We start from the raw sequence: 14072 nt of genomic DNA on the forward strand, positions 1-14072 counted from the left end.
GCATGGAACATGTCCTGCAAGGCCGGCGGATCCTGGTGACCGGCGCCGCCACCGGCATCGGCGCCGCCGCGGTAGGGGTCCTGATCGAGGCGGGCGCCGAGGTGGCCGCGACCTATCACCGGACGCCGCCGCCGGAAGGCCTCGCCGCCAAGTGGTTTCAGTGCGACGCGCGTGATCCCGACGGCGTCTCGGCGACGGTCACGGACGCGGCGCACCACCTGGGCGGGCTCGACGTGCTGGTGAACGCCGCGGGGCTCTGGCAGGCCGGCATCCCCGGCTATATCGGCGCCGACGACATCTCGTTCCTGTTGGACACCAACGTCAAGGCAACCATCCTCACCAACCAGGCCGCCTACGCCGTCATGAGGGACCAGGACCCCAAGGGCGGACGGATCATCAACTTCGGCTCGTCGGAAGCCGTTATGGGCAGCCCGATCTCGGCCGTCTACGCCGCGACCAAGGGCGCGGTGCAGGCGTGGACGCGGTCGGCCGCCAAGGCCTGGGCCGCCGACAACGTCACCGTCAACGCCCTGGCTCCCGCCGTGCAGACGCCGGGTGCCGACCGGCTGCGCGACTTTCTCGGCCCCGACGCCGCCGCCCTGATCGATCAGCAGATGAAGATGATGATCCCGCTGGGCGGGACGCTGGGGGACCCCACCCGCGACCTCGGGCCGATGTTGGTGTTTTTGGCCGGTTCCGGCTCGGGCTTCATCACAGGGCAACTGCTGGCGGTGGACGGCGGCCTGATGATGGTGGGTGGCTAGGCGGCACGCCGCCCGCCGCCGGCCGCTACTATAAGACGGACCGTCTCGTCTCGTAGGGTAGGCAGAGTGAGGGTGAATCGGACCGATGGCTGACGACACGATTCAAGCGCTGCTGCGCAAGCGCCTATCCGATTCATCGATCGCGGTGAAATACGGTGATGCGCAATGGAGTTGGCGTCAGTATCTGGAGGGCTCGACGGCGCGGGCCGCGGCCCTGCTGGCCGCCGCCGATCCGTCCCGGCCGGTGCACGTCGGCGCCCTGCTGGGCAACACCCCCGAGATGCTGAGCCAGATGGCGGCGGCCGGGCTCGGCGGCTACGTGCTGTGCGGCCTGAACACCACCCGCCGTGGCGAGGCGCTGGCCGCCGACATCCGCCGCGCGGACTGCCAGTTCGTGGTGACCGACGCCGAGCACCGCCCGCTGCTGGACGGCCTGGACCTGGCGGACACGCGCGTCCTCGACACCTCGACGCCGCAGTGGGCCGAGCTCATCGACTCCGCCGGCGAGCTCACTCCGCATCGGCAGGTCACCGCGATGGACGCCTTCATGATGATCTTCACGTCGGGAACGAGCGGAAATCCCAAGGCGGTGCAGGTATCTCACTTCATGGCCACGGTCGCCGGGCTCAGCCTGGCCGAGCGATTCACCCTCACCGACCAGGACACCTGTTACGTGTCGATGCCGCTGTTTCATTCCAACGCGGTGGTCGCGGGATGGGCGCCGGCGGTGTGCTCGGGTGCCGCGATCGTGCCGGCGAAGTTCTCGGCGAGCAACTTCCTCGACGACATCCGCCGCCACGGCGCCACCTACATGAACTACGTCGGCAAGCCGCTGGCCTACATCCTGGCCACCGCCGAACGCGACGACGACGCCGACAATCCGCTGCGGGTGGCGTTCGGCAACGAGGCCAACGACAAGGACATCGAGGAGTTCGCGCGCCGGTTCGGTGTGCAGGTCGAGGACGGCTTCGGGTCGACCGAGAACGCCGTCATCGTGATCCGCGAACCCGGCACGCCCAAGGGCTCCATCGGGCGGGGCGCCGACGGGGTGGCCATCTACCACAGCGATACCGTCACCGAATGCGCGGTCGCCCGGTTCGACGCCGACGGGGCACTCGTCAACGCCGACGAAGCGGTGGGCGAGCTGGTGAACACGGCCGGCTCGGGTTTCTTCACCGGCTACTACAACGATCCGGACGCCAACGCCGAGCGCATGCGCCACGGCATGTACTGGTCCGGAGACCTCGCCTACCGCGACTCCGACGGCTGGATCTACCTGGCCGGCCGCACCGCCGACTGGATGCGGGTCGACGGCGAGAACCTGGCCGCCGCGCCCATCGAGCGGATCCTGTTGCGCCACAGCGCGATCAACCGGGTCGCGGTCTACGCCGTCGCGGACGGCCATGTCGGCGATCAAGTGATGGCAGCCGTCGTGCTCAACGACGGCCACACGCTGGCGCCCGACGAATTCGAAGCGTTCCTCGACGCCCAGCCCGACCTGTCCCCCAAGGCGCGCCCACGCTACGTCCGCATCGCCGCCGACCTGCCCAGCACCGCCACCCACAAGGTGCTCAAGCGCCAGTTGATCGCCCAGGGAACCGCGATCGGGCAGGGAGAAGTGTTGTGGGAGCGCGAATCCCGCGGGACAGCCTATGCGGTCACGGGCTCCGGGGCTCCCTACGGCGGATCTGCCCCTTCGACCGTCGCACCCGTTTGACCGGATCGCGGGTGGTGCCGGCGGCGATCTCGTCGCGCAGCTGGGTGATGTTGGAGATCTCCGCGTACAGCCCGCGGATCGCGTAGTCCAAAACGGCGAAGGAGTAGCGCTGTTCGGGGTCGTCGGTGATGCCGAGCTCGCGGGAACGCTGCCGCGACCACAGCGCCTCGTCGAGGCGGGCCCGGGTCGCGTCGAGATGGCGGTCCAGGGTGTCCAGGACGTGTTCGGGGTCCTCGCCGCGGGCCAGCCAGGTTTTGAGGATGACGGGGTGTTTGATGACCACTTGGTCCTGCCCCGGGAAGTGCTGCACCCAGCGGCGCAGCGCGTCGAGCCCGGCCTCGGTGGTCTCGTACAGGGTGATGGCGCGCTTGCCGGACTGGGCGCCGGTCTCGCTGACCATTCCCCGGGCCAGCAGCCTGGTCAGTTCGCGCCGCACGTGGCTGACCGACGGGGACCAGTAGAAGTGGCCGACGGACAGTTCGGCGCGCATCTTGATCTCGCCGGCGGTGAGTTGCTCGTCGTTGGCCGCCAGCACGCCCAGGACCAGGTAGGCGGTGACCGGAAGTCCGTTGCTGGTACGGGGACTCACGAACTGTCGGTTCCTTCCGCGGTGAAGTACGGAAGCGTCACGCCGGGACCGACGTCGTGGAATCGCACCCGCACGCGCAGGCCGACCTCGATGTCCTCCGGCGGCACACCGACGACGTTGGTCAGCATCTGATAGCCCTCGTCGAGCGTGACGATCGCCGGCGCATACGGCGGTTCGAACTCGGGTGTCACCGGCCGATAAACCACCGTCCAGCTGTAGATCTCGCCGCGACCGCTGCCCTCCCGCCAGTCGACGACCTGCGAAAGGCATTGGCGGCAATGCTCGGTCGGGGGAAAGTTCGCCAGGCCACACCCCGCGCAACGCTGATAACGCAGCTGCCGCGACCGGCAGCCCTCCCAGAACGGCACGCTGACCTGGCTGCTCGCGTGCGGGACGGGGCCGGTTTGGGGTCGCAATGGATCAGAGGTCACCGTGGCTCGTCTCCCAAAATCAGTACCGTCGTGAACAACGCCCCCGCTCCCCCGTTGCTACACAACGCGATATGCGCATCGGGGACTTGAAGATCGCCGGCCTGGCCGCGCAACTGCTGAACCGCTCGGATGGCGCGCTGCATCATCTGCGGGTTGGAGCCCGCGTGGCTGAACGACATGGTCCCCCCGTCGGTGGTGATCGGATGGCTGCCGTCGATGGCGATGTGGCCATCGGCGACGAACGGCCCGCCCTCGCCGTCGCCGCAGAAGCCGAATGCCTCGAGCTGGCGGATGATTTCGAAGGAGAACGGGTCGTAGAGTTCCAGCACGTCGACGTCTTCGCGGCGCAGCCCGGCGTGGGTGAATGCGCACTCGGCCGCGCGCCGGCCCACCACACCGTTCACGTGATCGCCGCGCCGCCCGGCCAGGTCGTACGCCGGTGGGTGCTGGTAGGAGGGACCGTGAAAGTCCGCGCCGCTGCCCAGGACGTAGATGGGTTGACTCTTGACGTCGATGGCGTCGACGTTGGCCACGACGAGCGCGCACCCGCCTTCGGACGTGGTCGCGCAGTCCAGGAGATGGAACGGGTCCGCGATGGGGCGCGACGCGGTGATGTCCTCCGGCGCGAACGGGCCCCGCTGGTAGTAGACGGCTTCTGGGTTGCGCGAACCGTTGTTGCGGATGGTCGCGGCGACGAGCGAGAGTTGTTCGCGCGTGGTGCCGTAGACGTGCATGTGGCGCCGGGCGATGAGCGCGAATTCGGCGGTGGTGAACATGCCCCAGGGCGCGACGAATTCGTTTTCGGGCCGGGTCCACGGCGCGGTGGCCTCGTGGTCGCGGTATTCGCCGGCCTGCGCCGCGACCAGCACCACCACGTCCGCCATGCCGTGCTCGATCGCGGTGACCGCCTCGGTGATCATGCCGACCCCGAAGGCCAGGCCCTGCCAGGCCGGGCCGATCCGCAGGTCGTAGATCAACGAGGTCGACTGCGGGCTCGCGCTGATGCCGTCGACGTCGTCGAGGGTCAGCCCGGCATCGTCGAGCGCGCCTAGGATCGCCTTGATCGCCAGGCCGCGCGACGTTTCGCCGTCCAACCGACGTCCCTGCCGGGTGTTGTGCACCCCGACGATCGCCGCGGTGCGCCTCGTCGCGCTCACCGATGTTCCATTCCCGTTACCGCCGTTCAGTTTTCGTCCGCGACGACACCCAGGTAGGTGCCCCTGACCTCGTATCGTCTCCCGTCGCGGGTGATGGTGCCGATGATGGTGCCGGGCGCGGGGCTGTGATCGGTGCCGGCCACTGCCACGACGTCGATCCGCACGTCCACCGGTCGCGCCGTCTGCGGGTCGGTGATCTCGACGACCATCGCCACCGCGTGTTCGTCCTCGTCCCATTCCACGCTGGTGATGCGGTGGCGGGCGGTCAGCTCCATCACCACCGAATCCCGGCGCACCAAGAAGCGCACCGGCGCGCACAGCTCCCCGGCACGGGGCGGCACGCACAGGCTGACCGCCATGTCACAGGCCCGCCGGCCGGTCGCTGATGGTGCCCGAGCGCCGCAGGTCGGCCAGGTCCGCTTCGCTGTGCCCGAGAATGTCGGTGAGTACCTCTTGGGTGTGCTGCCCGTAGAGCGGTGGCACCCGCCGGATCCAGCGTCTCGGCCGGTCGAGGAATGCGAAAGGCATTCCGGTGCACAGGAAAGAACCGGCGACGGGATGGTCGACCGTCTCCCAGAAGCCGCGTGCGTGCAGGTGTGGATCGGTCAGCAGCGCCGCGGCGGGGGTGACGCGCGCGGCGGCCACGCCGGCGGCGCGCAGCGCGTCGACCGCTTCGGTCACCGAGCGCGTCGCGGCCCAGGCGCAGATCAATTTGTCGATGTCGTCGGCCCGTTCGTCCCACGCGGTGTCGTGTAGATCCGGCTGGTCGAGCAGCCCGGCCAGCGACCCCCGGGCGGCGGCGTCCAGCGCGGCGAGCGCGACCCATTCGTCGTCGCCGCGACAGCGGTACACGCCCTGGGGGGACGCGCCGGGGCCGCGGTTCCCGTTGCGCCGCAGGACGATTCCGTTGCGCGAGTACTCGACCAGCATTTCGGCGGCCACGTTGAGCGCCGCCTCGACCATGGTCGATTCGACCTGCATGCCGGCACCCTCGCGGTCGCGGATCGCCAGTGCGGCCACGGCGGCGAAGGCGGCGTGCAAGCCGGCGATCGGGTCGCACACTCCGCGCGGAATCACGGGCGGACCGTCGGCGTGGCCGGTCATCCACGCCATGCCGGTCGCCTGCTCCATCGTCTGCGCGAACCCGACGCGATCGCGCCACGGGCCATCGAGGCCGAAGGCGGGCATCCGCACCATGATGGCGTGTGGGTTGGCGGCGCGGACCGCGTCCCATTCCAGGCCGAAGTTCGCCATCACCCGGGGCGAGAAGTTCTCGATGACCAGATCGCTGGCGGCGATGAGTTCCAGCGCGACGGATCGCCCGGCATCGGTGCCCAGATCGACGCTGACCCCGCGCTTGTTGTTGTTGCTGCATAAGAAGACCGGGCCACACTCCCACCATTGATCCCAGTCGGGAGGGCGGCCCGCGGAGAACCGCATGCCGTCGGGCCGCCGGACGCCCTCGACCTTGATCACGTCGGCGCCCAGGGCGCCGAGCAGTTGCGTGGCGACCGGGCCGGCCCAGAACGCGGTGAAATCGGTGATCCGCACGTCGGACAGCGGAAGCGCGTCGGCCTCGTCGGTGCGGGGCGGCTCGGGTCGCGGCGGCCAGTGCAGGCGTGCGTTGTCGGCGCCGAGCGCCGGGGGCTGCCTGGGCGGCCTGGTCGCCATCGCCTCGCTGCGATACGGCACCCGCGGCGCCAGCACCCCGTCCCGCGATTCGACGAACACGCCGCGTTCCACGAAATGGTCCAGTTTGGGCAGCATCTCGGGAGACGCTATGGGGGCGACCGGGATCCGGAAGGCCACGGCGACGTCGACGATCTCCTGGGTGGTGCGGCTTCTGGTCCAGGCGGTGACCATGTCCAGGAACTCGTCGCGGCGCGCGACCCGTCCGGCGAAGGACGCCAGCTCGGCGTCGCCGACGAGATCGGCGCGGTCGATCATCACCAGGAAGTCCTGGAACTGCTGCGCGGTGATGGTGCAGAAGCCGACCATGCCGTCGGCGGTGGGAACGATCGACGGCAGCTCCAAACTGCGTTCGTGTAGCAGCGAATCGGGGCCCAGCACGCTCGCCGACATCGCCGACAGGCCGCCCATGGCGATCACCATGGCCTCGTACGTCGAGACGTCGATGACCCGGCCGCGGCCGCTTCGGGAGGCGTGCCGCGCCGTGGCCGCGGCGGCCGCCGCGGCGAACGTGCCCGCTAGCCATTCCCCGAGCCGCCCGCCGGCTTGCACCGGTTCGTCGTCCGGCCAGCCCCGCCCGGCGATCGATCCGCACAGTGCCTGCAGGATGAATTCGTTGGCCGCGACCTGGTTTTCGGCGTAGGGGCCGGTGGTGCCGAACGGTGTCACGGCCACCACCACCGCCGACGCGGCGGTGTGCGCGGTGATGCCGTCGAGCGTCCATCCGTCGGTCAGGTCGGTGAGCACGAGGTCGGCGCCGGCCAGCAGCGACGCGACCTCTGCCTGGCCGCGGTTGATCACCGACTTCTTGCCCGCGGCGAGATATCCGAACAGCGCCCCCGGTGGCCCGCCCGCCGCCGACCAGGCGCGCAGCGAATCGCCCTGCGGGGATTCGATTTTCACCACCTCGGCCCCGGCGTCGGCGAACATCTTGCCGCAGTAGGACACCGCCAGTCCGTTGCACAACTCCAGCACGCGCCAACCCGCGAACGGCGCCGCACCCGCCACGTTCAGTTACCCAGGGTGGTGGCGCGTCCGGCGATGCCGGCCGCCTCGGCCGTCACGGGCGCGGCCGCTCCGGCCTGCAGGGCGAACTGCGTCATCCGGGTCCACGCGTCCCGGTCGCGCTGGCTGGCTCGGCGGCCGACGTGGGTGACGACGTCGACATCGGTGGCCTGCGCGCGCAGCCGGCCGGCCCTCGCCTGTTCCTTCGGGATGTGTTGGAAGGGGTCGAATGAGTACGCGGCCATGGCGTTTTCGTGGGTGATCTTGTCGATGACCCGGTCGTCGAGGTGGCCCATGGTGGCGATGATGTCCTCCGGCGCGAACGGCCAGTTGCTGTCGGAGTGCGGGAAGTCGGACTCCCAGCACAGCATGTCCTCGTTGAACCACTCCATGTTGTGGACGCCGACCTTGTCACTGATGAAGCAGGTGTAGAAATGCCGCTTGAACACATCGGTGGGACCACTGTAGCCGGGCGGGAACGTCGCCAGCGTCCACCCCGAGTGACGGTTGTACACATGCTCGGCGCGCCAGAGGAAGTATGGTATCCAGCCGACGTCGCCCTCGGTGAGCGAGAACTTCAATTGCGGGAAGTCCGCCCAGAACTCCGCCCAGATCAGTTCGGTGAAGGTGAACATGCTCATCATCGACGACGCCGTCATCTGCACGCTGGGCGGCGCGTCGGTCGACACCTGCGGGGAGCGGGAGGCAGAGCCGACGTGCGTGCACAGCACCGTCTTGTTCTCGCACGCGGCCTCGAACAGCGGATACCAGTACTTGGTGTGAATGCTGGGCATCTGCAACGCTTCCGGATTCTCCGAGAACGTCACCGCGTGACAACCCTTGTCGGCCAGGCGTTTGACTTCCTTGGCGGCCTCGGCCACATCGAACAGCGGCAGGATGCCGCACGGGATGAACCGGCCCGGGTACGCCCCGCACCATTCGTCGACGTGCCAGTCGTTGTAGGCCTTGATCATCACCAGGTTGACCTCGCGGTCGGGGCCCTGGTTGAGGACCTGGCCGGAGAATCCGGTGAAGTTCGGAAAGTTCAACCCCGCCAGCTGCCCGCCGGCGTTCATGTCGCGGACCCGCTCATCGACGTTGAAGCAGCCCGGCCGCATCTCGTCGTAGCGCGAGGCGTCGATGTTGTACATCTCGCGGGGCTTGCCGGCCACGGCGTTCAGGCCCATGTTTCGGCCGCGGACCTCGCCGTAGTACCACTGCTGGACGCCGTCGGGTTCGAGGACCACCCGCGGGGCGCGGTCCTTGTACTTGGCGGGAACGTGGGCGTCGAACATGTCGGCCGGCTCGGCGATGTGATCATCCACGCTGATCAGGATCAGATCGTCCTTGTTCATGCCGGGCTCCTCGGTCAATTTATAGTGACTAGTAGATAATGGTGCCGATCACAGTGTCAACGACGCGCGGTGCGTTGGACACAGCGCGGCGCCCTTGTGTCTTCCGCTGCATCGCAACGAGACAAGGCGCTGGCGGGCTTCGCGTCCTGTTCCTGGCGGCTCGGGCACGACGTTCCCGGCACATGTGGACTAATAGTCCACGTGATGCGGCTCCACCACACGACATCCTGCGGTGCCGGTGGGTCTCGCATGCCACCATGGGGCATGACCGGGCCCGGAAGGTGACGGAAGTTGAGCAGCAATAAGGCGGCGCGTCCGACCACCGCGGACGTGGCCCGGTTGGCCAGCGTGTCGACCGCCACGGTCAGCTACGTGCTGAACAACGCGCAGGGCCGGCGGATCTCCCCCGAAACCCGCGACGCCGTCTACCGCGCCGCCAAACTCCTCGGTTATCGGCCCAACCTCGCCGCCCGCAACCTCGCGCGCGGCAAAAGCGGTGTGGTGCTCTACGTGGTGCCGCACGTGGCCGTGGGCGAGATGCCGATGCAGGCGGGCAGCCGCATGACCACGGCGCTGGCCCGCCAGGGTCTGCTTCAGGTCCAGGTTTTCGAGACCGACGACGATCATCATGTCGTCGATGCGATCGAGAACCTGGACCCGGTCGCGATCACCAGCCTGTTCCCGCTGAGCGCGGCCGCCCGCGAGGCGGTGGCCAAGGCCGGCATCCCGCACATCGAGATCGGGACGCTGCCCGCACTCAACAACCCGCATCTTTCGGTCGGCGAGATGCGAGTCGAGCACCTCGTCGAGCGCGGCCATCGTCGAATCGCCTTCGCGTACACCGGGGTTGACCGCTGGAGGCCGCTGGGCGACTACTGGTTCGAAGGCGTGTCGCGGGCCGCGCGGGCGCGCGACCTGCCACCCGTGCGAGTCGACCAGGTCACCCTGGACAACGCCGCCGACGTGGTCACCGGATGGGTGGGCGACGGGGTCACCGCCGTCTGCGCCCAAAGCGACGAGATCGCCTGCCTCGTCCTCTACGGCATCCATCGGGCGCGGCTGCGCTGTCCGAGCGACCTCGCGGTGATGGGTGTCGACGCGAGTCCCATGGGCATGGTCAGCACCCCACCGCTGACCACCGTTCAGTTCGACCCCTGCGCGGTCGCCGACGCCGCCCTCGCCGCCGTCTTCGAGCGGCTGGGGCAACCCGCCCCGCCCTCCCCCGAGCTGACGGACATCGCCCACCTGGTGGTGCGGGCGTCGACTTAGCATTGTCAACCTGATGAAAGTTCAGCTGGAGCGCACCGCCTGGTGGAATCCTTCGACAGACATTGTCGATGTCCAGTGTGCGGACCGAGGAAGATGCTGGACCCTCCGACGCGATCCAGATTTGGTGGTTCTTGTCGGTGGTGGGCTGCATCCTATTGGTGGGTGGTCACCTGTCATGAGCCCAGGGACGTTGAACTCGGTTCCGCGAGCGTGGTTTCGCTGATAGGTGTACCGCCGATAGGTACACTCGCTCTACGATCTGCCGACCCGGTTGGGGCGTCGACGAACTGGAGGGAGGTCAGCGATGGCGACGAACGACCAACTCAAGGCACTGGTCAAGAGCCACGCTGATCGCGACGATCCCCAATTCTATTCCGTTGCTATGCAGGTGGCGGCGAAAGCAGCCCGAGCTGGACAGGCGAAGTTTGCACAGGAGCTCCGCGACCTCGTTGACGAATTACGCGAGAAGGGCGCAACGCAGTCAAAAGTCGCGTCAGTCGTGCCCGTCGCGCAGCCTCGTGGCGAACTCGGCTCATTGCTGACTGTAAGTTATCCGGATGCTCGTGTTGGGGACCTTGTCCTATCACGCAAGCTAGACGAGCAGTTACGGCAAGTCTTGCTTGAGCAGCGTCAGCGTGATGTCTTGCGGCGCCATGGACTTCATCCCGCGAGCCAGGTCCTACTGATAGGTCCTCCAGGGACCGGAAAGACCTCGACGGCGCGGGTCATTGCAGGCGAACTCGGTCTGCCGTTGTTCGCTATCCGACTCGACATGATTATCACGAAGTACATGGGCGAAACGGCAGCGAAACTGCGTCTGATCTTCGATGCGCTCGTCGAAACGAGAGGTGTGTACCTATTCGATGAGGTCGATGCGCTTGCAGGCGATCGCGCGACCCCGAATGACGTCGGCGAGATCCGCCGTGTCCTGAACTCGTTTCTACAGTTCCTAGAGGAAGAACAATCCGGAAGTCTCGTGGTCGCAGCGACGAATCATCCACAGCTACTAGACAAGGCCATTTTCCGCCGCTTCGACACGGTCATGGACTTCGCGTTACCGGACGACGACGCTGTTAAAGCAGTCATCCGTAACCGGCTTGTTGCCTTTCAGACCGGGAATTTGAGCTGGACTCGGGTAATTGCTGCTGCCCGTGGTTTAAGCCATGCCGAGATTACGACCGCCGCTGAGAACGCCGCGAAGCGCACCGTTCTATCGAAGCGTAAGCGAATCCTGACCGGCGATCTGATTGCGGCTCTCAAGGAGCGACCTCGCACGATTGCGCATCGTGAGTCGCCCGCCTAGGCAGCATGGCTGAACGCGATAGACCGCACATCGTTGTGCGAAACCTCCCCACATCCGAGCCGTTCACCCTCGCGAGCGCTGGCGGCGGAATCGAAAAGGAGCCCTTCGCCGGAGACCGACCGAGTCACGGCCGGCGGCTCACCCGTGAGCTTCAAGATGCAATTTCTCCGCCGACTGATGAAGCCGAGACCGCCGGAGCCTACGTAACTTTCGTGTCATTTCCTGGGCTAGAACTCGCGTTGGAGAGTCTTGACCCGCAGTCCTCTGGCGAACAGCCTGAGCTGCTCGCTGTGCGCCGGATCGCAACCGATGACGGTGACATTCAGATGGCAACCGTATTTATACCTGACGGTAAGAAGCAGTACTTTTTCAAGCGACTGTCCGCCTATGTTGAGACTGCGTCGAACGATAAGGCGCGTCATGCCGCGCTGGTTGAATGCATACAGTCCATCCGTCGGGCAACTATTCGTGAGCTATGGACCGACCCGGATGAGCAATTCCCGGATGACCACACCGAATTACGATGGTGGGAGGTGTGGTTACGAAACCGTGATAGTCACGAGCTCCAGCGGTTCACCGCATTCGCATCTGAGCGACGGCTACGTACAAGTCAGCATTACCTCGGCTTCGGGGATCGGACGGTCGTTCTACTGCGCGCCACTGCCGACCAGCTTTCGCAGACCTTCGAATCGCTGGATGACATCGCGGAACTACGGCGACCGCATGATGTAGCAAGTTTCCTCGCCGAGCTTCCTGCCTCCGAACAGATGCCCTGGGCAGATGATCTGTTGAACCGTCTGCAAGCCGCCGACGGCGATGCACCAGTGGTGTGCGTCCTGGACACCGGCGTTCAGGACAGCCATCCTCTGCTGACTGCGTCACTCGATGCGCTCGATGTCCATCGAGCTGACGCTAGCTGGCAGGTTCAGCCGGTCCATCCACACGGAACAGAAATGGCAGGTCTGGCCCTATACAGAGATCTTCAAAACGCCATCACCGGCGCCCACACTGTCGAACTCCTGCACCGCCTGGAATCCGTGAAGTTCTTACCCGACACGGGCGGCACTGATCGCGATCTCTACGGTGCCATTACTGCCCGCTCAATCGACCGACCCGAGATCCAGGCACCCGACCGTCCCCGCGTTTTCATGCTCGCGGTGACCGCGCCCAGGCCCAACCCCATCGATGGCGAAACCGAGCCGGCCGAAAACTATGAGGCGGGCCGGCCAACATCCTGGTCAGCGGCGATTGACGCGCTAGCCTTCGGCCGCGCTATCGATGACACGGACCTCAAGTTCACCTACCTAGACCGCGACGAACCCCGTCGGCCCCGACTTTTCGTCGTCTCCGCCGGGAACATCAGAGATCTCAACGCCGACGACGACCATCTCGCCCGCAGCGATCTAGAACCGATCGAAGACCCCGCCCAGGCTTGGAATGCCCTTACAGTGGGCGCATACTCAGCACACGACGACATGGCTAACGCACCAACGGGATTCGAAGACTACGTACCAATAGCGCCGCGTGGCGAACTCGCGCCTGTAAGTCGCACCTCTGTTGTGTTTGACAGGAAGAAGTGGCCCTTCAAACCAGATGTGGTCGCAGACGGCGGGAACGTCGCCGCTTCGCCGGACGGCACCGGGGTCGATACGCCTCCGAACCTCGCATTGCTCACAACGCGACTTCAAGGATTAGGACAGGGTCTTTTCACGACTACACGCGATACTTCCGCTGCCACTGCCCAGGTTGCAGCGATCGCCGCTGATATTTGTGCCGCTTACCCAGATCTCAAGCCCGAGACGGTGCGTGGACTTGTAGTCCATTCCGCACAATGGACGGAAGCGATGGAAAATCGCTTCGCGGCAGAGTCCAATAAGACACGACGTGGCAGCTTGCTACGCCGATACGGCATGGGTGTGCCCGACCTCGCGCGGGCATGCCAAAGTGCAATTGACGCGCTCACTCTTGTTGCAGAGGCACGCATACACCCGTACGAGCAAGGAGCCTCGAGCGCCGCAAAAGTTCGCGAGATGAACGTGCACCAGCTCCCATGGCCAACCGCAGCGTTAGAGTCGTTGGGCGACGTTACCGTTCACCTACGGGTCACACTTTCCTACTTCATCGAGCCGAATCCCTCCAGCCGTGGCTGGACGGGCAGGTACGTGTACCCCTCACATGGTTTGAGGTTCGCGACTCGACGCCCGGAGGACAGTATCGAAACGTTCCGTCAGCGGATCAACACGCGAGCGCGCGCTGAAGGTCAGACACCGCCGTCCCTCGAAACCGAAACCGGCTGGCTGTTCGGCGCCAACCAGCAACAGAGCCCCGGATCAATTCACACCGATATCTGGTCAGGGTCAGCCATTGACCTGGCCAGCAAGGGCGCGATCGCCGTATATCCAGTAGCGGGCTGGTGGAAAAATCGCCGCAGCTATGACCAGAGCAATGAAGGCGTTGACTACTCACTGATCGTCAGCATCGAATCACGTGAAGTCGAAATCGATTTGTGGACACCGGTAATGCAGCAGATCGCAGCTGAAGTCCAGATTGAGACGTAAGAGGAGCGAACTGCAGCCTCCGCGTCTCCTTAAGTATCCTGTCCGCATCAGCGCCGGCCCATCGCCGGAAACCTAAGGACCTAAGCATCTGCTTCACCTTCGCAAGCCCATGTTGGTGAACTCCCGTGTCCGGCCCGTATAAGAGTCACTTACTCCGAATTGCCTGATCTCCAAATATGTTTGAGCTTCTACTGAATGAACGTCGTGAGGCAGACGGTTTTATCGCAGCGCTACT

At 66.0% G+C, this 14072-nt stretch carries 11 protein-coding genes; 5 read left to right on the forward strand and 6 right to left on the reverse strand.

The window, feature by feature from the left end; all coding sequences use genetic code 11:
* The first annotated feature begins 2 nt into the window (after positions 1-2).
* Both P6281_RS25790 and fadD1 read left to right on the forward strand, forming a co-directional pair.
* Positions 3-764 (forward strand): SDR family NAD(P)-dependent oxidoreductase, encoded by a 762-nt coding sequence (locus tag P6281_RS25790; protein WP_014386113.1) that lies wholly within the window; start codon positions 3-5, stop codon positions 762-764.
* Positions 765-849: 85 nt separating this feature from the next.
* On the forward strand, positions 850-2481 hold the full coding sequence (gene fadD1 / locus P6281_RS25795) for a fatty-acid--CoA ligase FadD1 (RefSeq protein WP_014386114.1): 1632 nt from the start codon (positions 850-852) through the stop codon (positions 2479-2481).
* On the opposite strand, the gene P6281_RS25800 is transcribed toward fadD1, so the two are convergent.
* From P6281_RS25800 to P6281_RS25825, 6 genes are read right to left on the reverse strand one after another with little or no spacing between them, the layout of a single operon-like run.
* Positions 2423-3070: a MarR family transcriptional regulator gene (locus P6281_RS25800; protein ID WP_008262381.1), complete on the reverse strand. Its 648-nt coding sequence runs from the start codon at positions 3068-3070 to the stop codon at positions 2423-2425. The genes fadD1 and P6281_RS25800 overlap by 59 nt on opposite strands.
* Entirely contained in the window at positions 3067-3501 is a 435-nt protein-coding gene (locus tag P6281_RS25805) for a Zn-ribbon domain-containing OB-fold protein (RefSeq protein ID WP_014712579.1), read from the reverse strand. The genes P6281_RS25800 and P6281_RS25805 overlap by 4 nt, the downstream gene beginning before the upstream one ends.
* A complete protein-coding gene (locus tag P6281_RS25810) occupies positions 3498-4658 on the reverse strand; it encodes a thiolase family protein (RefSeq protein WP_008262386.1) in 1161 nt (386 codons plus the stop codon). The genes P6281_RS25805 and P6281_RS25810 overlap by 4 nt, the downstream gene beginning before the upstream one ends.
* A gap of 26 nt (positions 4659-4684) precedes the next feature.
* Positions 4685-5017, reverse strand: a complete 333-nt coding sequence (locus P6281_RS25815; RefSeq protein WP_014386116.1) for a hypothetical protein — start codon at positions 5015-5017, stop codon at positions 4685-4687.
* A 1-nt stretch (position 5018) separates the two neighbouring features.
* Complete coding sequence (locus P6281_RS25820) at positions 5019-7355, reverse strand: CaiB/BaiF CoA-transferase family protein (protein ID WP_014712580.1); 2337 nt, start codon at positions 7353-7355, stop codon at positions 5019-5021.
* A 2-nt stretch (positions 7356-7357) separates the two neighbouring features.
* The gene (locus tag P6281_RS25825) at positions 7358-8707 is read right to left on the reverse strand and encodes an amidohydrolase family protein (protein WP_009953152.1); all 1350 of its coding nucleotides are present in this window, start codon (positions 8705-8707) and stop codon (positions 7358-7360) included.
* A gap of 291 nt (positions 8708-8998) precedes the next feature.
* Here P6281_RS25825 and P6281_RS25830 point away from each other — a divergent pair, with 291 nt between their 5' ends.
* The 3 genes from P6281_RS25830 (at position 8999) to P6281_RS25840 (ending at position 13837) form a co-directional block, all read left to right on the forward strand.
* Entirely contained in the window at positions 8999-9976 is a 978-nt protein-coding gene (locus tag P6281_RS25830) for a LacI family DNA-binding transcriptional regulator (protein WP_008262393.1), read from the forward strand.
* 304 nt (positions 9977-10280) lie between these two features.
* Entirely contained in the window at positions 10281-11279 is a 999-nt protein-coding gene (locus P6281_RS25835) for an AAA family ATPase (RefSeq protein WP_014712581.1), read from the forward strand.
* A gap of 5 nt (positions 11280-11284) precedes the next feature.
* A complete protein-coding gene (locus P6281_RS25840; protein ID WP_081490143.1) occupies positions 11285-13837 on the forward strand; it encodes a S8 family peptidase in 2553 nt (850 codons plus the stop codon).
* The last annotated feature ends 235 nt before the right edge of the window (positions 13838-14072 follow it).

Source organism: Mycobacterium sp. 5-140-3-2 (assembly GCF_035666375.1).
GTDB lineage: Bacteria > Actinomycetota > Actinomycetes > Mycobacteriales > Mycobacteriaceae > Mycobacterium > Mycobacterium intracellulare.